The following is a 26402-nucleotide window of genomic DNA, read 5'->3' as shown; positions in this document are numbered from 1 at the left end:
CCGTGCGGACCGGGCCGGCCGCACGGGCGATCGAGTCGCACCCCCCAGACGGATGCGCGCACGGCGGGGTTGCATGGGCGGGCGACCGGTTCGAGGCAGAATTCCGCGGCTCCGCCAGAGCAGCCAGAGCAGCACCGCCACCGGCAGGACCCGCGAGTGCCGGGCCACGACCAGCGCCCGGGCGGCGTGCGGCGCGACGAGGCAGACCAACGCCGGCCGGGCCCATGCCCGACCGGGATACTTGACCGGTTCAGCTTCATTGACGTCCATCGCTCTATAGGCCTACCGTGCGTGGTGTCGTCGGAAACCCCTGGAGGTGGCCATGCACAGCCGGTTCCGCTCCCTGCGCACCCTCGCCGCGGTGCTGGTCCTGGCCGCTCCCGCTGCTGTGGTCGCGATCGGCCCGGCCGCCTCGGCCTCGGCGGATGCACCCGTCGCCACGCTGGTTCCCACTCCACCCATGGGGTTCAACGACTGGAACGCCTTCGGCTGCGAGGTCGACGAGAAGCTCATCCGGGAGACCGCCGACGCGATGGTCGACTCCGGCCTCGCCGCCGCCGGGTACGAGTACGTCAACATCGACGACTGCTGGTCGCAGAAAGAACGGGACGGGGACGGCCGGTTGGTGCCTGATCCGGTTAAGTTTCCGAACGGGATAGACGGGGTGGCCGACTATGTCCACGGCAAGGGCCTCAAGCTCGGCATCTACGGCGACGCCGGCACGCTGACCTGCGCCGGCTATCCCGGCAGCCTCGGGCACGAGGAGCTGGACGCGCGCACCTGGGCCGAGTGGGGCGTCGACTACCTGAAGTACGACAACTGCAACAACCAGTCCGACGGCTCACAGGCCGACTACATCCGGCGCTACACCGCGATGCGCCAGGCCCTCGACAAGGCGGGCCGGCCGATCGTCTACTCCATCTGCGAGTGGGGCTCGTCGCGTCCGTGGGAGTGGGCCCGGGGCGTGGGCGACCTGTGGCGCACCACCGGGGACATCAGCGACAACTGGGAGAGCCTGCGCTCGATCATCGCGCAGAACGCGCCGCTGTACCCGTACGCGGGGCCCGGGCACTGGAACGACCCCGACATGCTGGAGATCGGCAACGGCGGCATGACCGACACCGAGTACCGCACCCACATGAGCACCTGGGCGATAATGGCCGCACCGCTGATCATCGGCACCGACCTGCGGACCGCCTCGGCGCAGACCCTGGCCATCCTCGGCAACCGCGACATCATCGCCATCGACCAGGACCCGCTCGGCCGGCAGGCCACGGTGGTGTCCGACCGCGACGGGCTGATGGTGCTGGACAAGCCGCTGGCCGGCGGCGACCACGCGATCGCGCTGTACAACTCGACCGACCGCCTCGCCACCGTGGGCGTCGCGGCCGCCGACACCGGGCTGGACCCGGCCCGCGGCTACCGGCTCAAGGACGTGTGGACCGGCCGGACCACCGAGGCCGCCACCACCATCGAGGCGGCCGTCCCCGCACACGGCACCGTCGTCTACCGCGTCCGGGCCCGGCACAGCCACGAGACCGTCCCGCCGGCCGTGACTGTGGACGCCACGCTGCCCACGGTCGTCCCGGGCGCCGACTCCACCGCCGCGCTCACGACCACGGTCACCGACCGGGGCGCCCAGCCCCTGAGGCAGGTCCGCGTCACCGTCGAGGCGCCGGCCGGCTGGGTCGTCGCGCCGACCGGCGCGGACCGGCGCCCGCGGCTGGGCACCGACCAGAGCCTGCGGACCACCTGGACGGTACGGGCCCCGGACGACACCGCCGCGGGCGACTATCGGCTCACGGTGACCGCCCACTACCGGTGGGGCCGGCGGACCGCCACGACCTCCAGCGTGCTCGTCGCCACGGTCGTCACCCCGCCGCAGGCGGGCCGGCGCGCGCTGAGCAAGGTCCTGGCCTACTCCACCGCCAATGGCCTGGGCCCGGTCGAACTGGACCAGAGCAACGGCGGCGCCGGGATCGGCGACGGCAACCTGATCACCATCGGCGGCCGTTACTACAACCGGGGCATCGGCACCGCGGCACCCAGCGAGATCGTCTACTACCTCGGTGGCACCTGCACCCGGCTGGTCACCCAGGCCGGCGTCGACGACGAGGCCCCCGCGGCGGCCCCGGCGACCTTCACCGTCTATGCCGACGACACCGTGGCGGCCACGAGTGGGCCGCTCAGCTCGGGGGCGGCACCGGTGACGCTGGACGCGGATCTCACCGGCGTCCGGTGGCTGCGCCTGGTCACCGCCGGGGCGGCCGGTACCCGTACCGACTGGGCGGATCCGGTGCTGACCTGCGGTGACGCCGGCCCGGAGGACCCGGTGCTGCCGGTGCGGCAGACCATCTTCTCCTTCGAGGACGGCACCGACGGCTTCACCACCGCCAACCCCGGCACAGGGGGCACCGTGGCGCAGTCGCCCGCGTTCCACACCGACGGGACCTCCGGCCTGCGGGTGGAGACCCCGGTGCCGGGCAACTGGTTCGGCGCCCCGGTGCCCGCGTCGCTGGACCTGAGCGGGCGGTCCGGGCTCGCGTTCGACCTGCGCACCGAGGACGTGGGCAGCGTCGGCGAGATCGCCGTGCAGGTCGGTGACGCCCTGACCTGGTGCCAGGCCGGGCGCTGGGCGTGGACGAATCCGCACTCCAGCCGGACGGTCACCGAGTCCTTCGACGACATCGAGTGCCCCTCCGGCGTCACCCTCGACGTCAGCCAGATCCGGGTGGTGTGGGTCTTCCTCAACTCCGGGGGAGTGGTCCACATCGATCACGTCCGCGCCGAATGACATCTACTCCCGTGGATGCTTTTTGATTGCCGACGTGGTACTCCGGATTGAGGGGCGGCCCATCGGTGGGACGCCGTGGCGTACTCCACGAGGAGGGGGCCATGACAGCGACACCGGAGTTCGGCCGCGGATCGGGCATCTTCCGCCGCAAGCCGGTCGAGGAGATCGCGGACGACCGGGAGGCCGGCCTGTCCCGCTCACTCGGACTGTGGCAGCTGACCGCCATCGGGGTCGGCGGCATCATCGGCGCCGGCATCTTCGCGCTGGCCGGCGCGGTGGCCAACGAGACAGCCGGGCCCGCCGTGCTGATCTCGTTCCTGATAGCGGGCATCGCCAGTGCCGCCGCCGCGCTGTCGTACGCGGAGTTCGCCGGCATGATCCCCAAGGCGGGCTCGGCCTACACGTACGGCTACGTCGTGCTGGGCGAGATCGTCGGCTGGTTCATCGGCTGGGACCTGCTGCTGGAGTACATCGCGATCGTGGCGGTGGTGGCGATCGGCATCTCCGGCTACTTCGCCTTCCTGATGGGCGAGCTCGGCGTGGACCTGCCGGCGTGGATGCTGGGGGCCCCCGGCAGCGGCGACGGGCACGTGGTCGACCTGTTCGCCGTGGTGCTGTGCCTGCTGATCGCGTTCCTGCTCAACCGGGGGATCAAGGCGGCGGCCCGGTTCGAGACCGGTGTGGTCGTGCTCAAGGTGATCGTGGTGCTGCTGGTCATCGTGGTCGGCTTCTTCTACATCAAGTCGGAGAACTACCGGCCGTTCTTCCCGTTCGGCGTCGGCGGCGCGATCACCGGCGCCGCCACGGTCTTCTTCGCCGTCTTCGGCTACGACGCGATGAGCACGGCCGCCGAGGAGTCCCGCGACGCCAAACGGCACCTGCCCAAGGCGATCATCTACTCGCTGGCCGTCTCGATGGTCCTGTACGTGCTGGCCACCCTGGTGCTCACCGGCATGCAGAACTACCGCGAGATCGACCCGGAGAGCGGCTTCTCCACCGCGTTCGCCTCGGTCGGGCTGTCCGGGCTGGCCGACGTCATCGCGGTCGGCGCGATCATCGGCATCCTCACCGTCATGTTCACCTTCATGCTCGGCGTGACCCGCGTCTGGTACGCGATGAGCCGCGACGGCCTGCTGCCGGCCTGGTTCGCCAAGGTGCACCCGGTGCGCCGGGTGCCCAGCCGGGTCACCTGGATCGCCGGCGTGGCCTCGGCGATCATCGCCGGGCTGCTGCCCATCCGGGAGGCGGCGGAGCTGACCAACATCGGCATCCTGCTGGCTTTCGTCGTGGTCTGCGTGGCGGTGATCGTGCTGCGCTACCGGCGCCCGGAGCTGCCCCGCTCGTTCCGGCTGCCCGGAATGCCGGTGATCCCGGCGCTGGGCGTGGTCTTCTCCATCTGGCTGATCACCTTCCTCACCCCGACCACCTGGCTGCGCTTCGCCGTGTGGTTCCTGCTCGGCCTGATCGTCTACTTCGGCTACAGCCGCCGGCACTCCAAGCTCAACGAGCGCGTCACCGAAGGTCCATGAGCATGTCGAAGAAGGCGGACTTGCGCTGCTCGTACTCCTCGGGGTGGTCCCGGTGCCGCAGCTTCATGGCGTTGTAGGCGTCGACCAGGGCGGGATCCGCCGCGAGCAGCTGCCACCCGCGGCGGAACCTGGTGTCGTGCTCGGAACCGACCGGCGTCACCGCGACGCCGGTCGGCAACGGCGCGCCCGGGACCTCGAACGTCGCCAGCGACTCCTGCCAGATCTCCGGATGCACCACCGCATAGATCTCCCGCAGGGCGGCGACGGCTGGGCCGAAACCTTCCGCGGGCACCCGTAGGTGCAGGTCGACGTCGCCCTTGGTCAGGGCGGCGGGCACGGAACTGCCGCCGACCAGGGCCAGCTCGTGCTCGCCCAGCAATGCGGCCAGGCGGGCCTGCTCGTGGGCGAGGACCGCGTGGGCCGTACCGATGAACTCGCTGCCCGGCCGCAGCTCGGGCAACTCCTCAGGACTTTCCACCCCACCGATCTTGCCCCACCCGGCGTGGCCGGATAACGGATGGTCCGGCACTGCCGGCCCGGCCAGAATGAGGCCGTGGTCGTCGAGGTGGGACTGCTGGGCCCGGTCGAACTGCGGCTCGACGGCGCGGTCGCCCCGCTGACCGGTGCGCCCCAGCGGATCGTGCTGGCCCGGCTGGCCCTGGCCGCCGGGAGGGTGGTGCCGGTCGCCGATCTGATCGACGCGCTGTGGGGCGACGAGCCGCCGGGCAACGCGGTCGGCAACCTGCACAGCTACGTCTCCCGGCTGCGCCGGCACACCGGCGGGGCGGCGATCCGGCGCGAGCCCGGCGGCTACCGGCTGGATCTGCCGGCCGCGGCGATCGACATCACCCGGGTCGCGGACCTGGTCGACGCCGCCCAGGGGCAGCAGCCCGGGCCGGCGGCGAGGACGCTCGCCGAGGCGCTGGCGTTCTGGCGCGGCGATCCACTGTCCGACGTGGCAGACCGGCTGGCCTTCGCGCCCGACATCGCCCGGCTCACCGAGTGGCGCCGGCACCTGCGGGAGGAATGCCTGGACCGGCGGCTGGCGGCCGGCGATGCCGCGGCGGCGCTGCCCGACGCCGAGGCGCTGGGCGCGGCGGAACCGACCAGGGAACGGGCCCAGCTGCTGCTGATGCGCGCCCTGCACCAGAGCGGGCGCACGGCGGAGGCCCTGCACGCGGCCCGGGTCTTCCGGGAGCGGATGGCCGACGGGCACGGAATTGATCCGTCGCCCGCCTTCGACGAACTGCACCGGCAGATCCTGAGCGAGGACCCGGCGCTGCGGCCCGCGCCACCACCCGCGCCACGCCGGCGGCCGGACCGGTTCTTCGGCCGGGAGAGCGAGCTGGCCGCGCTGCGTAAGGCCCTCGACGACGGCCGGGTGACCACCGTCGTGGGCCCCGGCGGCGTCGGCAAGACCCGGCTCATGAGCGAGGTTCTCACCGGCACCGAGCTGGTCGTCGAGCTGGCCGGACTGTCGGTGCCGACCGACGTCGCGGCGGCGGTGGCCGGCGCTCTCGGGCTGCGGGCGGCACCGCGGGGCGGCGTGGCAGCCGTCGCCGAGCGGCTCGGTGCGGCGCCGGCGGTGCTCGTGCTGGACAACTGCGAGCACCTGCTGGGCGCGGTCCGGGACCTGGTCGACGAGCTCGTCGCCCGCTGCCCGGGGGTACGCGTCCTGGCCACCTCCCGGCGACGTCTGGATGTGGCGGGCGAGCGGGTCCTGCGGCTCGGTCCCCTGGCCGAGCGCGACCGGGTCGCCTTGTTCTGCGACCGGGCGGCGTTGCTGCGGGCCGACTTCCCGGACGACGCGCGCAGCCGGGAGCTGGCCGCGCAGGTGTGCCGGCTGGTCGACGGCCTGCCGCTCGCCGTCGAGCTGGCGGCCCGCCGGGAGGCGGTGTTCGGGCTGGTCCACCTGCGTGACCGGCTGGGCGCCGGGCTGAACGTGCTCGACCCGGCCCACGGCGGGGACCGGGCCACCGCGGTGACGGCCACCGTCGAATGGTCGTACCGGCTGCTCAGCCCGGCCGCGCAGGCCCTGCTGGACCGGCTCGCGGTGTGCCGCGGCGGCTTCGGGCTCGACGCGCTCCGCCACTTCGGCCCGGACGGCGAGCCGGTCCTGGCCGAGCTGGTCGACGCGTCGCTGGTCGGTTGCGACCTGAGCGCGGAGCAGCCGCGCTACCGACTGCTGGAGACCGTCCGGCATGTGGGCCTCAGCCATCTCGGGCCGGGGCGGGAGCGGCAGGCCCGTGACGCGCACGCCCGGTGGATGCTGGATTTCGCCGCCGACCTGGTCCGGCGCCAGCGCGTGCGCAATCCGCACACCACCGCGGCACTGCGCCGCGAGCTGCCCAACCTGCAGGAGGCGCTGTCCTGGCTGGACGGCAGTGACGACGGTGCCCGGCTGGCCGCGCTGCTGGCCCTGGCCAGCCTGGACGCGCCCGATCCCGGGCTGAACGCGCAGTTTCTCCGCCAGGCGCCGGTCGAGGTGCGGACGGAGACCGACGCCCTGCGGGCGCTGGCCGCGGGTATGGCGGCATGCCTGGACAGCCACCTGAGCGAGGCGGACCGCCTACTCACGGCGGTCCTGGCCCGGCTGCCGGCCGACCATCCGATGCGCTGGGCGGCGCTGCTGCTGCGCATCACCGGTGCGATGTTCGCCGGGCGGCGCGACGACGTGCGTGCGGACGCGCTGCGGCTGCTCGCCGATCCGGCTGCGCCCGGCTGGTCGCGTGCCAACGGACTGTGCTGCGCGGCCCTGATGGACGCCTACGCCGGTGCGGCGGACGCGGGCCGGCGGTGGCTCGACGGGTACGCCGCTGAGCTCGGCACCGACGTCCAGGAGGGCTTCGTGCCGTTCACCCGGGGCGAACTGCTCGCGGACTCGGCCCCGGAGCAGGCGCTGGCCTGGTACGACCGGGCGCTCGAGCGCAGCGACCGCTTCGACCAGGCGTACACCGGGGCGATCACCCGGGTGGCCCGGGCCGCCGTCCTGATCCGGCTCGGTCGCCGGAGCGCGGCCGTCACCGCCTGCCGCGAGGCGATCGCCGTGGTCCGCGACGCCGGGATGACCGCCCAGATCTGGACCGTGCTGCGGCTCACCGCGGAGCTGCTCGGTGACCTCGGCGCGGCCCGAGCGGCCGCGGTCATCGTCGCGGCCGCTGACGCCAGCCCGTACGCGCCGGTTGTGATGGGCGCGGACCGGGACCGGCTCACCCGCCTGCGGACCGCCGCGCCGGTGCCGGACCCGCTGCCCGTCGGTGGTGACAGCACCGCGACGGCCGAGTTCGCCCTGGCCGAGCTCGACCGGCACGGCTGACCGGCCCGGCAAGCGGCGGGCACGCCTCCAGCAAGCGAGCACCCGCACAGTGGCCGCCATGACACAGACACAGCAGACCCCGACCCTCGACGAGGCCCGTGCGGAAGCCTTCGCCGGGCAGCTCCTCACCGACGTCGCCGGCGCCGCGACGACCGCGATGACCGTGCTGGGCGACCGGCTGGGCCTGTTCCGGGCCCTGACCGGGGCCGGCCCGGTGACCGCGGGCAAGCTCGCCGCCACCACCGGCCTGCACCCGCGGCTGGTCACCGAATGGCTCAAGGCGCTGACGGTCTCCGGCTACCTCACCGTCGACGGCGACACGTTCGAACTGCCGGCCGAACACGCGCTCGCGCTGTCCGTGGTGGACTCGCCGACCTACATCGTCGGCGGCGCCGAGATCATCACCGGTTACTACCTCGCCCTCGACCAGCTCGTGCACGCCTTCCGCACCGACGGTGGTGTCGCGTACGGCGACCTGCCGATGTGCACCTCGCACGGCATCGAGCGGTTCTTCCGCACCGCCTATGTCAACCAGCTCGCCCAGGTGTGGTTCCCGGCCGTACCGGGCCTGCTCGCCCGGCTGGAGGCGGGCGCCCGGGTGGCCGACGTCGGCTGCGGGCACGGGTTCGCGACCATGCTGCTCGCCCGCACCTGGCCGGCGTCCACGGTGGCGGGTTTCGACCACCACGAACCGTCGATCACGACCGCCCGGGCCCGGGCCATCGAGGCCGGCAGCCCGGTGAACGTCACGTTCCACGTCGCCGACGCGGCCGGGATCGGCGCCGCCGGCCCGTACGACGTGGTGGTCTTCTTCGATTCGCTGCACGACCTGGGCGACCCACCGGCCGCCCTGCGCGCCGCGTACGACGCGCTCGCCGACGGCGGCATCGTCGTCGCGGTGGAGCCGTGGTCGGCGGACGACTTCACCACCACCATCGGCAATCCGGTGGCCCGGGCCAATTTCGCCGGCTCGACCGCTCTGTGCACGCCCGGCTCGCTGAGCCAGCCCGGCGCGTACGGCCTGGGCACCCAGGGCGGGCCCACCGCACGGCTGAAGCTGCTGGCGGAGGCCGGTTTCGCCGATCCGGTGGTGGCCGCCGACACCGGCTTCAACCTGGTGCTGTCGGCCTCGAAGACGGCGCGCTGACCGGTCCGGGGGGGGGGGGGGGGGGGGGGGGGGGGAGGGGGGGAGGGGGGGGGGGGGGGGAGGGGGGGGGGGGGGGGGGGGGGGGGGGGGGGGGGGGGGACGCGACCCCCCCCCCCCCCCCCCCCCCCCCCCCCCCCCCCCCCCACCCCCCCCCCCCCCCCTCCCCCCCCCCCCCCCCCCCCCCCCCCCCCCCCCCGGGCACCGGCGGGGTGCTCCTACCATCGGGGGGATCCTGGAGGAGGACCATTGCCGACCCGCAGCCTGACCCAGACCGAGGCCGAGACCCGCGCCGCCCTGCTCTCGGTCGACCGGTACGACATCGCCGTCGACCTGACCGACCTGCCGACCGGGCCGCACGTGCGGTCCGTGTCCACGGTGACCTTCGCCTGCCGGGAACCCGGCGCCCGGACCTTCGTCGACTGTGCCGCCGAGGTGGTGGGCGCCACGCTCAACGACCGGCCGCTCGGTCCCGCCGCCGACGGCCGGATCGAGCTGGACGGGCTCGCCGCCCGCAACGTCCTGCGGGTGGAGAGCGTGCAGGCCGACACCACCGAGGGTGAGGGCGTGCACAAGGCCGTCGACCCGGCCGACGGTGAGGTGTACGTCTGGATGTCGTTCGAGCCGGACGAGGCCCGGTACGTGTGGGCGTGCTTCGACCAGCCTGATCTCAAGGCGCCGCACGCGTTCACCGTCACCGCCCCGGCCGGCTGGACCGTGACCAGCAACTCCGGCTCAGGCAACGCCCGGGTGCAGGAGCTGGGCGATGCCCGCGTCTGGACGTTCCCCGACACCCCGGCGCTCTCGCCGTACAACACCGTCATCAACGCCGGACCGCTGTACGAGATCCGGCGCGAGGTCGACGGCCGTGACCTGGGCCTGTTCACCCGGCGGTCGCTCGCCGCGGTGCTGGACCGCGACGCCGCCGAGATGTTCACGCTGACCAGCCAGGGCCTGGCCTTCTACGGCGAGGTCTTCGGGATGCCGTTCCCGCAGCGCACCTACGACCAGGTGTTCATGCCCGAGTTCGGCGGGGCGATGGAGAACTACGGCTGCGTCACCTGGTCGGACGTCTTCCTGCGGCGCAGCGCGCCCACGCCGGCCGAGCGGGGGCTGCTCGCCCGGGTGCTGCTGCACGAGATGGCGCACATGTGGTTCGGCAACATCGTCACCATGCGCTGGTGGGACGACCTCTGGCTCAACGAGGCGTTCGCCGAGTTCGCGTGCCACTGGGCCGCGGTGAGCGCCACGGCGTACACGGATGCCTGGGCGGCACATCTGGCGGCGGAGAAACTCACCGCGTACGTCGCGGACCAGGGCCCGACCTCGCACCCGATCAGCCTGCCGATCCGCGACGTCGCGCAGGCGGCGTCGATCTTCGACGCGATCACCTACCCGAAGGGTGCCTCGGTTCTGCAGCAGCTCATGACCTACGTCGGCGAGGACAACTTCGCCGCCGGCATGACCGACTACTTCGCGCAGCACGCCTGGGGCAACACCACTCTGCAGGACCTGATCGACGCGCTGGGCGCGGCCGGTGGGCGCGACCTGAACGCCTGGCGCCGCGGCTGGCTGGAGACGGCCGGGACCGACCGGCTCACCCTGGAGACGGACGGCGACGACGTGGTGCTGGTGGGCCGCGGGCCGGCGGGCGACCCGCGACCACAGGTGGTGGGCGTCGGCGCGTACCGCCGCGACGGTGACAAGCTGGAGCGGACGGCGCTGGTCCGGGTCGAGGTGCAGGGTTCGCGCACCCCGGTGGCGGTGCCCGCCGACGCCGCCTTCCTGCTGGCCAACGACGACGACCTGACGTTCGCGACGACCCGGCCGGCCGCCGGTGACACCGCCGGGCTGCTGGCCGCGGCGCCCGCGCTGCCGACCCCCGTCTCGCGCGGCGTGGCCGTGGCCACGGTCTACGACATGCTGATCGCCGGCGAGATCACCGCCCGCGAGGCGGCGCTCTGCGTGCTGGACGTGCTGCGCGTGGAGACCTCCGACGCGGTGATCGAGCCCTATCTGACGATGGCCGGCACCATCGCGGAGTCGTGGTCGCCGGAGGCCGAGCGGGCCGGGCTCACGGCCGCGGTCGCCGCCGTCTGCCGTGAGCTGGCCGGACAGGACGGCCGCCGCCGGGTGGCGCTGCGGGCGTTCGCCCGGTCGGCCGGCGACCTGGACGACGTGGCCTGGCTGCAGGAGCAGGCCGGTGACGACGTGGACCTGCGGTGGCACGCGCTGGTGCGCAAGGCCGAACTGGGCGCGCCGACCGCCGGCGAGGTCGACGACCTGCTCAAGCGCGACCCCGACCCGGACGCGCAGCGGCGCGCCCTGGCCGTGCGGGCCGCCGCCCCGGACCCGGCCGAGAAGGCGGCGGTGTGGCAGACCCTGGCCGTCGACCGGTCGGTGCCGGTCGGCTCGTTCGGCCCGGTCGCCGCGGCGTTCTGGGTCCCCGGCCAGGACGAGCTGCTGGCGCCGTACGCGCAGAAGTACCTGGACCTGCTGCCCGGCCTGGACCGGGGCGGCATGATCCTGGCGATGGCCTACACCGGCCGGCTGTTCCCCCGCTTCGGTGTCGACGAGGCGTTCCTCGACCGGGCGGAGGAGGCGGCCGCGCGGGTCGCCCCGGTGGTCGGCAAGACGCTGCGGGAGCGCTCCGACCTGGTCCGCCGGATGCTGCGTTCCCGGGCGAACGGGAGCCGCTGACCGGCAGCCGACAGCAGCGGATCGCCCCGGGCCGGCACGGTGCCCGGGGCGATCCGCGTTTGCATTCGGTTTCATCGATGTTACCGTTCACACGACAGCGAGGTCGGTCGATGGGAGCGGTCAGATGCAGCTCGGGAGATCCCGTGCCGGGGTACTGGCGACAGTGGTCCTGGTGCTCACCGGCCTGGCGGTGCCGGGCGCCGCCCTCGCGGCCGCCGAAGCACTGCCGGCGGCGGTCGTGCACTACACCTTCGACAATGCCGACCTCGCCGGCACCCGCATCGCCGACACCTCCGGCAACGGCCTGGACGGCACGCTGGTCAACCCGGCGACCGCCGCGCTGTCCGGCGACGGCCGGGGCGGCGACGCGCTGACCCTGCCCGGCGGGGCGCCCACCTCCGACGGCGCCCACGTGCGGCTGCCCCGGCGGATCCTCGAGGACCGGACCGACCTGACGGTTTCCGTCCGGGTGCGGTGGGACGGCACAACCGCGCCGTGGCAGTGGATCTACGCGCTCGGCACGGACACGACCCGGTTCCTGTTCACCACCCCCTACAACGGCGGCGGGCTGCTGCGGACGACGGCGCTGGTGCCCGGGGCCGGCGAGGCGTCGATCACCGGTACGAAGCCACTGCCGGCCCAGGTGTGGAGGACCCTCACCGTCACCCTCGACACCGGGGCGGACCGGCTCACCACGTACCTGGACGGCGTGGCGGTGGATTCCGCGCCGAGCGGGATCGCCGCCGCCTCGGACCTGCTGACGCCGTCGACGACCTTCGCCGGCTACCTCGGCCGCTCGTTCTTCCCGGACCCACTCTACGACGGTGCGATCGACGACTTCCGCGTGTACGGCTCGGCCCTGACCGCGGCCCAGGTGGCCGAGGTCCACGGCGCCGAGCTGCCGGCCGCCACCGGGCTGTCGCAGACCACCTTCGACGTTCGGACCACGGTCGGCACCGCCCCGGCGCTGCCGCCGGCCGTGCTCGGCGACTTCTCCGACGGCTACCCCCGGCAGATCCCCAGCGTGTGGCCCGCCGTCGACCCGGCCTCCTACGCCACCACCGGCACGTTCACCGTGCGGGGCACCGCCGCCGGCCGGGCGATCACCGCGACCGTCACCGTCATCCGCGAGGGGCAGCTGGTGGTCGACCTGGCCAAGAACACCGGTGCCTTCCACGGCGGCGCGTCCGGTTCGCTCTACGGGCTCTACGGACAGGGCGTGCCGACCAACAACCTGATCGAGGGCATGCGGCTGCGCACGGTCTCGACCAAGGCGCAGGACGGCCCGCAGCACCCGGGCGCGGACGCGCTCGAAGTGGTCGAGCCGCTGGCCGACAGCACCGGCGGGGACGTCTACATCTACATGACCGACATCCACCGCGGGTTCCCGTACCAGTGGCCGGGGGACACGCCCGCCGAGAAGCTGGCGCTGTACAAGGAGAAGATCGTCACCCAGGTCGACCAGGTGCTGACGCTGGCGCCGGAATACCGGGACAACATCGTCTTCGTGCCGTTCAACGAACCCGAGGGCAACATGTTCGGCACCGGCGAGTGGTCCTACGACCGGACCAGCTGGCTGACCGACCCGGCGGCCTACTTCCGGGCGTGGGACGACGTGTACGCCCTCATCAAGGGCAGGCTGCCGGCGGCGCGGATCGCCGGGCCCAACACGAGCGTGCTGTACCCCCAGGTCAAGGACTTCCTGCGGCACACGGTCACGGCCGGCACGGTGCCCGACGTGATGACCTGGCACGAGCTGAGCCACCCGGAGGCGGTCCGCACCAGCGTCGCGACCTACCGCGCCTGGGAGAAGGAGGTGCTCGGGCGGGAGCTGCCGATCAACGTCAACGAGTACGCGTTCAACTACCACACCTCGGTGCCCGGCCAGATGATCCAGTGGGTCTCGGCCATCGAGGAGTCCAAGGTGGACGCGGACATCGCGTACTGGAACATCGACGGCAACATCTCCGACTCGGCCGTGCAGGCCAACCGGGGCAACGGGCAGTGGTGGCTCTACAACGCGTACGGGGCGATGACCGGGCACACGGTGGGAGTGACGCCGCCGTACCCGGGCCGGAACTACACGCTGCAGGGCGTCGCGACGCTGGACGAGCGCAAGAAGCAGGCCCGGCTGCTCTTCGGCGGAGCGGGCGGCAAGTCGTGGGTGCAGTTCGACCACGTGCCCAGCCGGGTCTTCGGCCGTACGGTGCACGCCGAGCTCCGCCGCATCGCGTGGACCGGGCAGCTCGGCGACTCGGCCCAGCCGCCGGTGATCGCCTCGCGGAACCTGACCGTCCGCAACGGCACGGTGGTGCTGCCCCTCGGCACCGACGGACTGCCCGCCCTCGACGAGTCGTCGGCCTACGAGGTCGTGCTCACCCCCGGCATCTCACCGGCAGCCCCGGTCACGACCCGCTGGGAGCACGTCTACGAGGCCGAGGACGCCACGTACACCGGCTCGGGCTACAGCAGGAACGGTCCCGAGGGCTCACCGGCCGACGTGTCGAAGTTCTACACCTCCGGCGGGTACGACGTGGGCGGCCTGCGGACCGGCTCGGACGGCGTGCTCGACTTCACCGTCGACGTCCCCGAGACGGGCCGCTACGACCTGCGGGTGTTCGCCAACTCGCTGAACACGTACCCGCTGGTCGCCGACCAGGGCCCGACCAACGTCTTCCTGCGAGTCGACGGCCGCGCCGAACGGGAACTGTTCCTGCCGTTGGGCTACAAGTGGGCGGTCTGGGACCACGCCGACACCGAGGTCGACCTCACCGCCGGCCGGCACATCATCTCGCTGGCCGCCCGCAGCCTCGACGGCACCCGGGCGACCAAGGGCGACGCGATCCTCGACCGCATCCAGCTGGCCCTGCCCGGCCCGGCCGCGCGGACCGCGGTCTACGAGGCGGAACGGGCCGACCTCACCCGGGGCGAGCCGGCCTACGGACGCACCCGCGACGTGGTGCGGCTGCGCGGCGGATCGGCGACGTTCTGGGTCTACTCAGCGGCCGACGCCCCCTCGACGATCCGCGTCCACACCGCCGGCCGCGCCGAGCTCACGGTCAACGGCCACAAGGTGCTGCGCACGAACGGCCGCCGCGACGCCGTGACGGTCGCCCTTTCCGGCGGCATCAACAAGGTGACCGTCGCTGGTCGGGCCACCCTGGACCGCATCGAGGTGACCCCGGCGACGCTGCCCACAGCCAGCTACGAGGCCGAGGCAGCGACGACGGCCGGCACGGCGGTCGCGACCCCGCTCCCACTGGCCTCCGGCGGCGCGGCGGTGGACCGGATCGGCGGCGCCCCCGGCAACGGCAACACCCTGACCTTCACCGTCCGCGCCGACCGGACGGAACTCCACGCGCTGCGCATCCGCTACGCCAACCCGGAACAGGCCGAGGCCACCCACTACAACCCCGACCCCCTGGTACGCCACGCCGACATCACGATCAACGGCGGCGCGGCGGAGCGGGTGAACTTCCCGCACAGCTTCCACCGCGACAACTTCTGGGAGCTGACGGTGCCGGTGTCGCTGCGCCGGGGCACCAACACGATCAGCTTCGCCAGCGAGGAACTGCCGAACTTCGACGGCCGGACGTACGCGTCGCAGACTTTCCCGGGCATCCTGCTGCGGTCCGCGTACGCCCCTATCATCGACAGGATCGCGATCACGCCGCTGGCCCGGCCCTGAAGAACCCGCGAGCTTGCATCGCGATCCGGACGCCGCCGAGCGTCTATCGTGCCGGCTTCAGGCGTGTGCTGACCGGGATGCCGGCCCCGGTCAAGAACGATCCCAGTGTCGCGGCCAGCCCGTCGATCTTGTCGTCCTCGACGAAGGCGTAGCCGGAGTCGGCGAAACAGTCGGCGACATGCTCGGCGATGTGCCGAAGCAGGCCGTGGTCGTCGGTACAGGTCGCGTCGCCCGCCGGCAATGAACTGGTCGAAAAGAGATCGGGGCCGTCCTGCAGCTGGTGGTCACTTCGCATGCTGTCAGCCAACCCGAGGCAGCGCAGGTTGGCGACGTCCTAGCATGTCATCGCCGGTGCACTACCGGTGCACCGGCTTGTCGCCGGCTCGTTCGACCAGCTGAAACGCCCTGTGCCAGGGGAACGACGCCTGAGCATCGGAGCCGGTACCTGGCGGATGGGGTTCCCAGTTGTGGTCCGGACCGGACAGAACGTGGACACCTTCGCTGCGCAGGTCGACGAGCGCGCGCCGAAAGGGGGTGCGGGCGGCCAGCGCGGCGTTGACGAAGGGCACGATGACAGTCGGGACACCCCGCCCGATCAGCTCGGCGGCGGAGGCCAACGGATAGGTGTCGGCGATGCCTAGGGCGAGCTTGTTGATCGTGTTGTAGGTGGCCGGAGCGATGATCATGGCGTTGACCGATGGCATCACCCGGCGGCCGGTGGGAGACGTCCGGTACGACGAGCGGACCGGATTGCCGGTCACCTTCTCGATCGCGAGGAGGTCGAGAAAGGGCAGTGCGCTCGACGTGGCGGTCACCACCACCGTCCACGACCCATCAAGGGCGGCCGCGATCAACCGGTTGACGTCGGCGGCGGGCCCAGCACCGCAGACGACGACCTGCAGGTGGCCACCTGTCACCGGCGGATCCCCGCGCCGGCGGCGAAGTCGAGGACCTGGCTTCGGGTGTGTCCCCTGGACAGAGCGGCCAGGTCGGCGACGATTCGCTGCACCGCAGGCCGGGAGCGGATCTCTTCCGGAGCGATGCGGTAGGCGGTTCGCAGTGCCGACAAGCCGTTGTCGTGGCGGCCCCATCGGGTGTACGCCTGTGCCACGTCGACGAACAGAGACGCTTTCCGCTCGGCCAGTATGATCTTGTCGAGCTGGACCCGCCGGGCGAAGGTGATCGCGGTACCGGCATCGCCGAGCGCCAGAGCAACGGCGGCCCGGTGTTGCAGCACGTTGTTCGGGCCGAATCCGGTCCATCGGTCGTTGCCGTCGTGCCCCAACCGGGCGGCGGCCCGTGCGGCTTCATCGAGCATGGTCCCGGCGGCATCGCGGTCATCGGCCTGCGCGGCGGCGATCGCGCCTCGCAGCATCAGCGCACCGAAGACTGCCACGGAGTCGATGGAGCCGAGTCCCGTCTCCCGCTCCAGGCCCGCAGCGGCGCTCTGTGCCAGGCAAAGGGCTCGGCGATGGTGTCCGTTGCCCATCAGCGCATGGGTCATGATCCGTGCGCTGGCGCCGACCGCGACCGGATCAGCGCTGTCGAACCCGCATCGAGTGCTGCGCTCGGCGGCCACCAGCGCCATCGCCTGATCGCCGCACTTGAGCAGCACACTGGCCACCACGTGGTAACTGTCGGTGGCGAGCACATCGAGCCGGGACCGCTGATCGCCGCTCAGCTGCGAGCGCGCCGCGGTGACCGCCGGCAGGAGACCGACGAGCCGGTCACGCGCGCTGTCGTAGCGGCACGCCTGGTAGTCGTCCTTCACCGCAGCGACCTGCGCAGCGAGATGGTGCAGCGATGGCAGCGTGTCGCGTTCGACCGTGGGGCCTCGCATCGACAGAAGGGCGTCGAGCAAGCGTGCGACGGCCGGAACGGCGGCGATGCCGCTGGCTGCAGCGTCCGTGAGTACCTGCCTGCGCTGTATGTCACCATCCTCGTCAAGCTCGCCGAGGTCGCTCTTGCCGGTGTCGAACACCGGCGTGGTGCTCGGCATGGTATCGAGTGCACCGTCGGTGCCGGCCGACCGCAGTTGTTCGAAGCGTTCGCGGACTTCGGCCGGCGCCCGCGCCCAGGCCGGGTCCAGTGCGGCTTGCATCTGTGTCCGTAGCTCGATGTCTCGGCCCCGGCTGCTCCATTTCGCTACGGTCCGCCGTGCAGCACCGAGGTGTTCCGCGAAGTCGGTCACGCTCATCCGGAGCGCCTTGCGGAGGGCGTTGGCTTCCCAGCCGGTCCACGTGGTGATGGTGGGCATCGCACGTCCTTCCCGGCGACCACGCTGACATCCACCGACGATCGTAACCGCCCGTGTGGGAGCGACCGTGCACTGTCAAGGCGCCGCGCAGGTATTTCATGACAGTGCTACGCGTATCGGGGCCGGCCGGGCCCAGACCCGACCGGCCCCCGCGGCGAGGGGGACGCCTACCGCCTCATGCGACCGTGCAGGCCGCGCCGTTGAGGGTGAACGACGCCGGGCGTGGGTTGGTGGATCCGCGGTTGGCGTTGAACCCGAAGGTCACCGTCGCCCCCGCGGCCAGCGACGGGCTCCAGCTCTCACCCGTCGCCGTCACCACCGTTCCGACCTGAGCGACCCGGGCCGACCAGCCCTGGGTGACCACCTGGCCCGCGGTGTACGACCATTGCAGGCTCCACGCGCTGACCGCCGTCGTGCCCGTGTTGGTCACCGAGACCGAGCCGGTGAAGCCGGCGCTCCAGTCGCTCGTGGAGTACGCCACCCGGCAGGTCCCGCCCGTGGGTGTGTCGCCGGCCGAGGTGGTCACCGCCAGCGCCGTCGAGCGGGCCGAGCGGTTGCCTGCCGCGTCCCGGGCCACCACCGTGAACTCGTAGCGGGTCGCCGCACTCAGGCCGGTGACCGCGTGGGAGGTCGTGGTGGGTGAGCCGATCAGGGTGCCGTCGCGGTAGACGTCGTAGCCGGCCAGGCCGCTGCCGCCGGTGTCCGTCGAGGCCGGCCAGGTCAGCGTCAGGCCGGTGGCGGTCACCGCGGTCGCGGCCGGGGTGCCGGGCACGCTGGGCGCGGCGGTGTCGGCCGGGGTGCTGCCATAGGTCAGGCCGAAGCCGTACGCGAACAGCGGCGTCTTGCCGTCCCCGTCGTTGATCGGTTGCTGGCTCGCCGACTGCATCCAGGTCACCGGGAGCTTGCCGGTCGGCGCGTAGTCACCGAACAGGACGTCGGCCACGCCGGCGCCCTCGCTGCCGGGCAGCCATGCGGCCACCAGGGCGTTCCAGTTCGGCAGCTCGGTGGCGATGTCGAGCGGGCGGCCCGAGACCAGCACCACGATCACCGGTACGCCCGCGGCCCGCAGCCGCGACAGCGTGGCCAGGTCGGTGGCGTCCAGGCTCATCGAGCCGACCCGGTCACCCTCGCCCTCGGCGTACGGGGTCTCGCCCACGACGGCGATCGCGGCCCGGTACGTGTTGTCGATGCCGGTGCCGTCGCGCTGGTAGGTCACCGTGGCGTTGCTGCCCACCGCGCTGCGGATGCCCTGCAGGATCGACGTTCCGGGGTAGGTCGACCCGCTCGCGCCCTGCCACGTGGTGGTCCAGCCGCCGGCCTGGTTGCCCAGGTCGTCGGCGCTCTTGCCGGCCACGAAGATCTTGCCGCCGGACTTGGCCAGCGGCAGCACCCCGCCCGCGTTCTTCAACAGCACCTGCGACTTGCGCACCGCCTCGCGGGCCAGGGCGCGGTGCGCGGTGCTGCCGATCGTGGACGCGTACGTGCGGTCGGCGTACGGCTTCTCGAAGAGTCCCAGTTCGAACTTCTTGGTCAGGATGCGCCGGTTGGCGTCATCGATGCGGGCCATCGGGATCTGCCCGGCCTGCACCGCCGCGCGTAGGTAGCTCAGGAACTGCTGCCAGTCGTTCGGCACCATGATCATGTCGAGGCCGGCGTTGATCGAGGCGACCACCTCGGCCTGGGTGAAGCCGACCTGGCCGTCGATCTGGTCGATGGCCGCCCAGTCCGAGACGGTGAAGCCGGTGAAGCCCAGCTCGCCCTTGAGCAGGTCGGTGATCAGGTACTTCGAGCCGTGCAGCTTGGTCCCGTTCCAGCTGCTGAACGAGATCATCACCGAGCCGACGCCCCGGTTCACCGCGGCAGTGAACGGCGGCAGGTGCACGGCCCGCAGCTCGGCCTCGGTGAGCTGGGTGTTGCCCTGGTCGGTGCCGCCGGTGGTGCCGCCGTCACCGATGTAGTGCTTGGCCGTGGCCAGCACGGACGCCGGGCCGTTCAGCGCGGTGCCCTGCAACCCGTCGATGACGGTGGTCATCGCCGTGGCGATCTCCGGCTTCTCGCCGAACGACTCGTACGTGCGGCCCCACCGGTCGTTGCGGGCCACGCACACGCACGGCGCGAACGTCCAGTCCTGCCCGGCGCCGGTGACCTCCTCGGCGGTGGCCCGGCCGATCCGCGCGGCCAGGTCGGGGTCGCGGGTGGCGCCGAGGCCGATGTTGTGCGGGAAGATCGTCGAGGAGAGCACGTTGTTGTTGCCGTGCACGGCGTCGATGCCGTAGATCATCGGGATCTGCAGCGGGGTGGCCAGGGCGCCGCGCTGCAGGTTGTCGTACATGTCGGCCCAGGCCGCCGGGGTGTTCTGCGCGGGGCCGGAGCCGCCGCCGGAGAGCACCGAGCCGACCCGGTACTGGGTGAGCTGGGCCGGGCTGATGACGGCGCGTTCGGCCTGGGTCATCTGGCCGATCTTGTCGTCCAGGGTCATCCGGGCGAGCAGGTCGGTGACCCGGGTCGCGACCGGCAGGGCCGGGTCCTGGTAGGGCAGGACCGCGGCGGACGCGGGCGGTGGCCCGAACGCCGCCAGGGCGGTCACGGTGGTCGCGGCACACAAGGCCGCGCGGAGGGCAGTTCGCATGGGGTCCTGTCTCTGCTGGTGGGAAGCGGCTCAGGCGACGGTGCAGGCGGAGCCGTTGACGGCGAAGGCGGTGGGTCTCGGGTTGGCGCCGGTGTGGGTGCCGTTCATGCCGAAGCTCACCGAGGCGCCCGCGGCCAGCGCGCCGTTCCAGCTCGCGTTGGTGACGGTCACCTGCGTACCGGTCTGGGTGGCGGTGGCCGACCAGGCCTGGGTGATCTTCTGTCCGGCGGAGTAGGCGTAGGTCAGCGACCAGCCGTTGAGCGGCGCCGTGCCGGTGTTGGTCACGGTGACGTTCGCCGTGAAGCCGGCACTCCAGTCGGTGGTGCTGTAGGCGACCCGGCACGGCCCGCTCGGCCCGGTGCTGGGCGTGACCGACGGCGTGACGGACGGAGTCGCGGACGGCGTGACGGACGGAGTCGCGGACGGCGTGACGGACGGAGTGACGGACGGGGTGACCGAAGGGGACGGTGACGGCCCGGTGCCGGGCTCGTTGCCCCACACCCGCGTCGTGCCCTCGTAGAGCGGCACGCCCGCGTTCGCTCCGGCGGTCGCCTGGTACGACGGGTCGTCGGCCGGGTCCCACGTGCCGCCCTCGACCACCCCGATCTTGAGCTGCACCTCCATCCGGTGCGCCGACTGCCCGGCCGGAGCGATGGTGTAGCCGGTGCAGTCCACCTCGACGTACCAGACGTCGCCGGCGTACTGCCTGGCCGCGGTCGGCCCCGGGCATCCCTGGGTGTAAGGCGTGCTGACGGTCAGCGCGGCGTCCCCGTCGCGGGTGAAGTAGTAGCGGAACTTCGCGGCGGTCAGGGCGCGCGCCGGGAAGGCGGACTTGTTGTAGACGATCACCTTGACGCCGGTCGAGCGGGTCTCGTTCTGCATCACCGTGGTCTCGACGGACAGCTCCGCCAGGTCCGGCTTCTCCGCCTGCGGGAAGTTGGCCGCCGGCGCGCCGCCGTACTCGCCGTAGAGCCGGGCCACCGCCGAGGTGAAGCCGGCGTTGTAGTCGGTGGCGACCTCGTTCATCACGTAGTCGCCGCGGCTGTCGGTGTACGCGTCGTCCGGCGCCGACGGCCCGCCCACGAGAGCGCCGTACAGCACGTGCCGGGTCTGCTCGGGCACCTGCTGGCTGTCCCACCAGGACCCGTGCGCGGTGCGGTGGTGCGGATTCTTCGGCGCGTTGGCCCCGAAGCCGATGACGTAGCTCGACTTGCGCGGATTGGCGCCCAGCGCGTAGTCGATCTGCTTGACGGCGAAGTCGTGGTAGCGCGTCTTACGGGCCGCGTCGGCCAGGTGGTCGCTGTGCACGAGCGCGACGAAGGCCGTGTTGGCCGCGTACCGCAGGGCGCCCCAGGTGTCCACGACCACCATGCCGCCGGGGGAGGTGCGGACCTTCTCGCCGTTGACCCCGACAGTGAACCAGTCCAGCCACCGGTTGGCGTCGTCCAGGTACTTCTGCTTGCCGGTCAGCTGGGCCAGCAGCACGTAGGTGCCGTACTGCTTGTTGTCCCAGGAGATCGTCCACTTGTACATCTTGGTGCTGGTCTGGTTCTCGTTGCCCTGCGCGTCGTACCCGGCCTCGGCCTTGGCCAGGTAGGCGGCGTCACCGGTCGCGCGGTGCAGCCAGATCGCGCCCCACACCAGCTCGTCGGCGTACCCGCTCCAGGACTTGTAGTACGACGTCGCGTCGGTGATGCACTCGTGGTAGTTCTTCCGGACCGTGTCGGCGAAGGTGTAGAGCTGCTTGGCGTGGGTGAGCAGCGTGTCGGCGTACCCGGGATCGGTCGCGCGGAAGACCATCGAGCTGGCGGCCATGGCGGCCGCGGTCTCCGCGGCCAGCTCGGTGCCGCCGCAGCTGGCGTCGATCTTGTACGCGGGCCGCGCCATCGGCAGCACCTCGGCCGGTCCCCACCACTTGTGGTCGGCGTCGCCGTTGCCGACCTGCCCGTAGAGCACGTTGGGGGCGGGGTGGGCCTTGATGAAGTAGTCGTTGGGCACCCGCAGGTTGTTCAGCAGGTAGGTGAGCTGGCCGGAGGCGGCGTAGGCGTCGCGGTTCTCCACCGCGCCCCAGGCCAGCATGGTGGTGGTGAACGCCATCGGCAGGCCGAACTTGACGTGGTCACCGGCGTCGAACCAGCCGCCGGTCAGGTCCAGGCCGACGTCCGAGCCGTCGCGCAGGGCGGAGTCGCCGCGCCAGGAGACCCGGTTCCAGGCCGGTTTGCGCCCGGCGACCTGAGCCTCGTAGAAGAACAGGGACTTCTGCAGGGCCTCGCCGTAGCTGTAGGTGGGGGCGGCGGCCGCGCCGGAGGGCGCGGCCAGCGCGATCCCGACGGAGGTGAGCAGCAGGCCGACTAGGGACATCAGGAGATAACGGCGTGAGGGGGACAACGGTGGGCTCCTGTCCGGGGTATGGGAGCGCTCCCATATCGCTGTGCCTCGATTTAACCCGCAGATGACGAATGTGTGAAGCCCTGATTTCAGAGCGGCACATCTTGGCGTTTCAGTCGTATTGCGAAACGGCTATGGTTGTTCCGTTGCAGTCGTATGGCGATGGCAGGGGGCCGGATGTCCGTGATCGCGTTGTCCGAGGTGCGGGCCGGGACGCAGGAGCTGGTCGGCGGCAAGGCGGCCGGGCTGGCCGAGCTGATCCGCCAGGGCGAGCGGGTGCCGCCGGGCTTCTGCGTCACGACCGAGGCCCATCGGCGCGGCGTCGTCCCGGCGGCCGGGATCCTGGCCGCGTACGAGAAGCTCGGCGAAGGCCCGGTGGCGGTGCGCTCCAGCGCGACCGCCGAGGATCTGCCCGACGCCAGCTTCGCCGGGCAGCACGACACCGTCCTGGGCGTCAGCGGCGCCGACGACCTGCTGGCCGCCGTCAAGGCGTGCTGGGCGTCGCTGCACAGCGCCCGCGCGGTCGCCTACCGCGAGGCCCACGGCATCGCCCAGGACACAGTCCGGATGGCGGTGGTCGTGCAGCGGATGGTCGACGCCGAGGTGTCCGGCGTGCTGTTCACCGCCAACCCGCTGACCGGCAACCGCACCGAGATGATGGTCGACGCCGCCCCCGGTCCCGGCACCACTGTGGTCGACGGCACCGCCCCGGTCGACCACTACGTGCTGGGCCCGGCCACGCCGGCGGCCACCGGGTGCGTGCCGCCCGAGCTGCTCGAGCGGTTGCGGTCGGTGGGGGAGCGGCTGCAGGAGCGGGCCGGCAGTCCGCAGGACGTCGAGTGGTCGGTGGACCGCTCCGGCACGCTGTGGCTGCTCCAGTCGCGGCCGATCACCACCTTGTTCCCGCTGCCGCCGCGGACCGGCCCGGAGCCCCGGGTGTACGTCGAGTTCGGCCACGTGCAGGGCATGCTCCAGCCGGTGACGCCGATGGGCCTGTCCACCCTCAAGGCCCAGATCGCCGGCATGCTCGCGGCCCTCGGCGTGCGGGCGGAGATCGTCGACATCGGCGGCCGGCTCTACGGCGACCTCACCGACCAGGCCCGCCACCCGTCCGCCCGTAAACGCCTGATCAAGCTGATGGCGGTCGACTTCGGCCCCCGCGCCCAGGCGGCCATGGCGTACGTCCTCGACGATCCGCGGTTCGCCCCGCGCAAGGGCGCCGCACCCCGCGCCGCCACCCCGTCGCTGCGCACGGCCGGACGCGCGGTCACCGGGATCATCGGCGCCCTGGCCCGCCCCGAGGCCGCCCGGGCCCGGATGGGCCGGGCCGTCGAGCAGTTGCGGCTCGCCGCCGCCCCGGCCGAGGAGCTGCGCACCGCCGCCGACCGGCTGCGCTACCTGCGCGACAACGGCTCGGGCGACGGCGCCGACGCCATCACCTGGCCGATCGTGGCCGGCATGCTGGCCGCCACCCTGCCGCGGCAGCTGCTCAAGGGCATCGCGACCGCGGACGAGATCCACGCCGTGCTGGCCGGCATGCCGCACAACGTCACCATCGAGATGGACCTCGCCCTCTGGCGGCTGGCCCAGGGCGCCCGGCAGCACCGCGAGCTCCTGCTCGGCACGCCGCCGGCCGAGCTCGCCACCCGCTACCTGGCCGGTGAGCTGCCGGAGCTCGGCCTGACGGCGTTCCTCGACCGGTACGGCCACCGCGGCGTCGCCGAGGTCGATCTCGGCGTGCCCCGCTGGTCCGAGGACCCGGCGCCGGTCTTCGCCATGATCGCCAACTACCTGCGGGTGACCGATCCCGAGCAGGCCCCCGACCGCCGGTTCGCCCGGGCCGCCGCCACCGCCGAGGCCACCCTGACCGAGCTCGTCGCGCGGGGCCCGCCGGCGCCGGCCGGTGCGGGGCCGCCTCGCCGGTTTTCTGCTGCGCCGGGCGCGTTCGCTGGCCGGCTTGCGCGAGACGGGCAAGTTCGCCGGCCTGTACCCGCTGCGGGAGATGCGCCGGCAGCTGCTGCTGCTCGGCGCCGACCTGACCGCCGCCGGCCGCCTCGACCGGCCGGACGACATCATGTTCGTGACCCTGGACGAGGCCGGCACCGACGCCGATCTGCGCGAGGTCGCCGCCGCCCGCAAGCTGGTGCACCAGCGCGAGTCGCGGCGCCCGACCGTGCCGGTCGCCCTGCTCTCCGACGGCACCGACGTCGAGGCGGTGCTGCCCGTGCCGGCTGCCCGTGACGGCGCGCTGCAGGGTGTGGGCGCCTCGGCAGGCCGGGTGACGGGACCGGCCCGGGTCGTCCATGACCCGGCCACCGCCCGCATCGAACCGGGCGACATCCTGGTCGCGGCGACCACGGACCCCGGCTGGACCCCGCTGTTCCTCACCGCCGCCGCGCTGGTCACGGAGACCGGCGCGATTATGGCGCACGGCCCGACGGTGGCCCGCGAGTACGGCATCCCCGCGGTGATCTGCGTCCCCGGCGCCACCGAGAAGATCACCACCGGCCAGCTGATCACCGTGGACGGCGCCACCGGCACCGTCACGCCCGCCAAGGTCACCTGAGCGCCTTCTCAGCGGCTCAGCCGGCACACAGGAAACCCCGCGCAGTCTGTCCGTCGAACAAGGACAGCGACGACGAACGGGGAAAAGCCATGTTGTGCGACGGAGAACGGATGAGCCGCCGGTCGGTGTTGGCGGGCGGTGCCGGAGTGGCAGCCGCGGCGCTGCTGCCGACGGCGGCCACCGCGTCGGGCCGAGCCGGTGAGGGCGGGCGCGGCGTGGCCGGGTCGGGCGGGAAGGTGCGGTTGCGCCTGCCGGGACCCGGCGGACCGTACCCGGTGGGCACCGCGGATCTGCACCTCGTGGACCGGTCCCGGCCCGATCCGTACGTCACCGGCCAGCCGTACCGGGAGCTCATGGTCAATCTGACGTATCCGGCCCGGCGCCGGGCCGCGGGGCCGGTCGTGCCGTGGCTGACTCCCGGCTGGGCCGCCGCGGCCGACGAGATCTTCGCGTTCGCCAGCGCTCCCCAGCCGGCCGATCGGGTGGACTGGGCCGGCACGCGTTCGCACGCCGTGGCCGACGCCGCTGCCCGCGACACGGACGACGGCTGGCCGGTGCTGGTCTACCAGCTGGGCCACTGGGGTTCGCACAGCACGAACCGGTGCGAGATCGAGGACCTGGCCAGTCGCGGGTACGTGGTCGTGACGTTCGAACCGACCCACGAGACGCCGGTCGTGTTCCCCGGCGGGCGGCTCGTCCCGCAGCACCCGGCGGCGAACCCGCCCAACGACGACCGCTACAGCCCTGAGTTCCTGGCCTACGTGCGCCACATCTACGCGAGCCGCACCGCCGACGCCCGCTTCGTGCTCGACCGGCTCACCGCGCTGGGCGCCCGGGCGCTGCCCGCCGGTCTGCGCGCCGGCCTCGACCTCGGCCGGATCGGCGCGTTCAGCGGCATCACCGGCGCCGGCCTGATGACGCTGACCCTGATGGCGGCCGACCAGCGGGTCCGGGCCGGAGCGATCGGGGACACCGACGTCGGCTTCTCGACCGCCGACGGTGGCTGGCTGCCGCTGGCGCCCGTGGTCGAGCAGGGACTCCCGGGCGCGGTGCTGGCGATCCGGCCGGGCAGCGCGTACGGCGCGGCGAACCCGATGTGGGACCGGCAGTGGTCGGTGCTGCGCGGCTGGCGGCGCGAGCTGGAGCTGGTCGGCGGTGGGATGGGCTGGTGCAGCGACCTGCAGACCGTGCTGCCCCAGGTGCGGCGCGGCCTCGGGCTGCCCGCGGACGCGCACGCCGCGATGATCGGCACGGTCTCCCCGGCGGCGGCCGTCGCGGCGACCCGGGCGTACCAGGCGGCGTTCTTCGACCTGCACCTCAAGGGCCGGCAGACCCGCCTGTTCAACCGGCCCAGTGGGGTGCACCCGGCGGTCCGGCTGGTCCGCTGACTC

Annotated in this window: 15 protein-coding genes; 9 read left to right on the top strand and 6 right to left on the bottom strand. The window is 72.7% G+C overall.

Annotated features, from left to right (window positions below; translation table 11 throughout):
• The first annotated feature begins 322 nt into the window (after positions 1 to 322).
• Positions 323 to 2794: an NPCBM/NEW2 domain-containing protein gene (locus ACZ6S4_RS10835; protein WP_465474719.1), complete on the top strand. Its 2472-nt coding sequence runs from the start codon at positions 323 to 325 to the stop codon at positions 2792 to 2794.
• Positions 2795 to 2895: 101 nt separating this feature from the next.
• Entirely contained in the window at positions 2896 to 4323 is a 1428-nt protein-coding gene (locus ACZ6S4_RS10830; protein ID WP_465474718.1) for an amino acid permease, read from the top strand.
• On the opposite strand, the gene ACZ6S4_RS10825 is transcribed toward ACZ6S4_RS10830, so the two are convergent.
• The gene (locus ACZ6S4_RS10825; RefSeq protein WP_465474717.1) at positions 4307 to 4801 is read right to left on the bottom strand and encodes a GrpB family protein; all 495 of its coding nucleotides are present in this window, start codon (positions 4799 to 4801) and stop codon (positions 4307 to 4309) included. The genes ACZ6S4_RS10830 and ACZ6S4_RS10825 overlap by 17 nt on opposite strands.
• Before the next feature lie 75 nt (positions 4802 to 4876).
• Here ACZ6S4_RS10825 and ACZ6S4_RS10820 point away from each other — a divergent pair, with 75 nt between their 5' ends.
• The 4 genes from ACZ6S4_RS10820 (at position 4877) to ACZ6S4_RS10805 (ending at position 15171) form a co-directional block, all read left to right on the top strand.
• The gene (locus ACZ6S4_RS10820; RefSeq protein WP_465474716.1) at positions 4877 to 7639 is read left to right on the top strand and encodes a BTAD domain-containing putative transcriptional regulator; all 2763 of its coding nucleotides are present in this window, start codon (positions 4877 to 4879) and stop codon (positions 7637 to 7639) included.
• Positions 7640 to 7697: 58 nt separating this feature from the next.
• A complete protein-coding gene (locus ACZ6S4_RS10815) occupies positions 7698 to 8786 on the top strand; it encodes a class I SAM-dependent methyltransferase (protein WP_465474715.1) in 1089 nt (362 codons plus the stop codon).
• A 246-nt stretch (positions 8787 to 9032) separates the two neighbouring features.
• Positions 9033 to 11483 carry an aminopeptidase N gene (gene pepN, locus ACZ6S4_RS10810; RefSeq protein WP_465474714.1) on the top strand — a complete coding sequence of 817 codons (2451 nt, stop codon included), beginning with the start codon at positions 9033 to 9035 and terminating at the stop codon, positions 11481 to 11483.
• 124 nt (positions 11484 to 11607) lie between these two features.
• Positions 11608 to 15171 (top strand): LamG-like jellyroll fold domain-containing protein, encoded by a 3564-nt coding sequence (locus tag ACZ6S4_RS10805; protein ID WP_465474713.1) that lies wholly within the window; start codon positions 11608 to 11610, stop codon positions 15169 to 15171.
• Positions 15172 to 15214: 43 nt separating this feature from the next.
• Here the strand turns inward: ACZ6S4_RS10805 and ACZ6S4_RS10800 are convergent, their stop codons facing one another.
• The 5 genes from ACZ6S4_RS10800 to ACZ6S4_RS10780 form a co-directional block, all read right to left on the bottom strand.
• Positions 15215 to 15478, bottom strand: coding sequence for a hypothetical protein (locus ACZ6S4_RS10800; RefSeq protein WP_465474712.1), 264 nt, complete (start codon positions 15476 to 15478; stop codon positions 15215 to 15217).
• A gap of 49 nt (positions 15479 to 15527) precedes the next feature.
• Positions 15528 to 16088, bottom strand: coding sequence for a flavoprotein (locus ACZ6S4_RS10795; protein WP_465474711.1), 561 nt, complete (start codon positions 16086 to 16088; stop codon positions 15528 to 15530).
• Positions 16085 to 17428 (bottom strand): helix-turn-helix domain-containing protein, encoded by a 1344-nt coding sequence (locus tag ACZ6S4_RS10790; protein ID WP_465474710.1) that lies wholly within the window; start codon positions 17426 to 17428, stop codon positions 16085 to 16087. Before ACZ6S4_RS10790 ends, ACZ6S4_RS10795 begins: the two co-directional genes overlap by 4 nt.
• Positions 17429 to 17603: 175 nt before the next feature.
• On the bottom strand, positions 17604 to 20057 hold the full coding sequence (locus tag ACZ6S4_RS10785) for a glycoside hydrolase family 3 N-terminal domain-containing protein (protein WP_465474709.1): 2454 nt from the start codon (positions 20055 to 20057) through the stop codon (positions 17604 to 17606).
• A 30-nt stretch (positions 20058 to 20087) separates the two neighbouring features.
• Positions 20088 to 22418, bottom strand: coding sequence for a glycoside hydrolase family 9 protein (locus ACZ6S4_RS10780; RefSeq protein WP_465474708.1), 2331 nt, complete (start codon positions 22416 to 22418; stop codon positions 20088 to 20090).
• Between the two features lie 204 nt (positions 22419 to 22622).
• Between ACZ6S4_RS10780 and ACZ6S4_RS10775 the strand changes: the two genes are divergently transcribed.
• The 3 genes from ACZ6S4_RS10775 to ACZ6S4_RS10765 all read left to right on the top strand — a co-directional run bounded on the left by ACZ6S4_RS10775 (position 22623) and on the right by ACZ6S4_RS10765 (position 26399).
• Complete coding sequence (locus ACZ6S4_RS10775; protein WP_465474707.1) at positions 22623 to 24686, top strand: PEP/pyruvate-binding domain-containing protein; 2064 nt, start codon at positions 22623 to 22625, stop codon at positions 24684 to 24686.
• A complete protein-coding gene (locus ACZ6S4_RS10770) occupies positions 24589 to 25011 on the top strand; it encodes a PEP-utilizing enzyme (RefSeq protein WP_465475071.1) in 423 nt (140 codons plus the stop codon). The genes ACZ6S4_RS10775 and ACZ6S4_RS10770 overlap by 98 nt, the downstream gene beginning before the upstream one ends.
• Positions 25012 to 25121: 110 nt before the next feature.
• Positions 25122 to 26399, top strand: a complete 1278-nt coding sequence (locus ACZ6S4_RS10765) for an alpha/beta hydrolase (protein ID WP_465474706.1) — start codon at positions 25122 to 25124, stop codon at positions 26397 to 26399.
• Positions 26400 to 26402: the final 3 nt, after the last annotated feature.

It is taken from the genome of Actinoplanes sp. NPDC051405 (assembly GCF_055586185.1).
Note: the sequence above shows the minus strand (reverse complement) of the source record. Positions and strands in the feature narration are given on the sequence as shown.

Coding starts and splice junctions, on each gene's coding strand:
- ACZ6S4_RS10835 (WP_465474719.1), top strand. CDS start 323: ATGCACAGCCGGTTCCGCTCCCTGCGCACCCTCGCCGCGGTGCTGGTC.
- ACZ6S4_RS10830 (WP_465474718.1), top strand. CDS start 2,896: ATGACAGCGACACCGGAGTTCGGCCGCGGATCGGGCATCTTCCGCCGC.
- ACZ6S4_RS10815 (WP_465474715.1), top strand. CDS start 7,698: ATGACACAGACACAGCAGACCCCGACCCTCGACGAGGCCCGTGCGGAA.
- ACZ6S4_RS10805 (WP_465474713.1), top strand. CDS start 11,608: ATGCAGCTCGGGAGATCCCGTGCCGGGGTACTGGCGACAGTGGTCCTG.
- ACZ6S4_RS10790 (WP_465474710.1), bottom strand. CDS start 17,428: ATGCCCACCATCACCACGTGGACCGGCTGGGAAGCCAACGCCCTCCGC.
- ACZ6S4_RS10785 (WP_465474709.1), bottom strand. CDS start 20,057: ATGCGAACTGCCCTCCGCGCGGCCTTGTGTGCCGCGACCACCGTGACC.
- ACZ6S4_RS10780 (WP_465474708.1), bottom strand. CDS start 22,418: ATGTCCCTAGTCGGCCTGCTGCTCACCTCCGTCGGGATCGCGCTGGCC.
- ACZ6S4_RS10775 (WP_465474707.1), top strand. CDS start 22,623: ATGTCCGTGATCGCGTTGTCCGAGGTGCGGGCCGGGACGCAGGAGCTG.
- ACZ6S4_RS10765 (WP_465474706.1), top strand. CDS start 25,122: ATGAGCCGCCGGTCGGTGTTGGCGGGCGGTGCCGGAGTGGCAGCCGCG.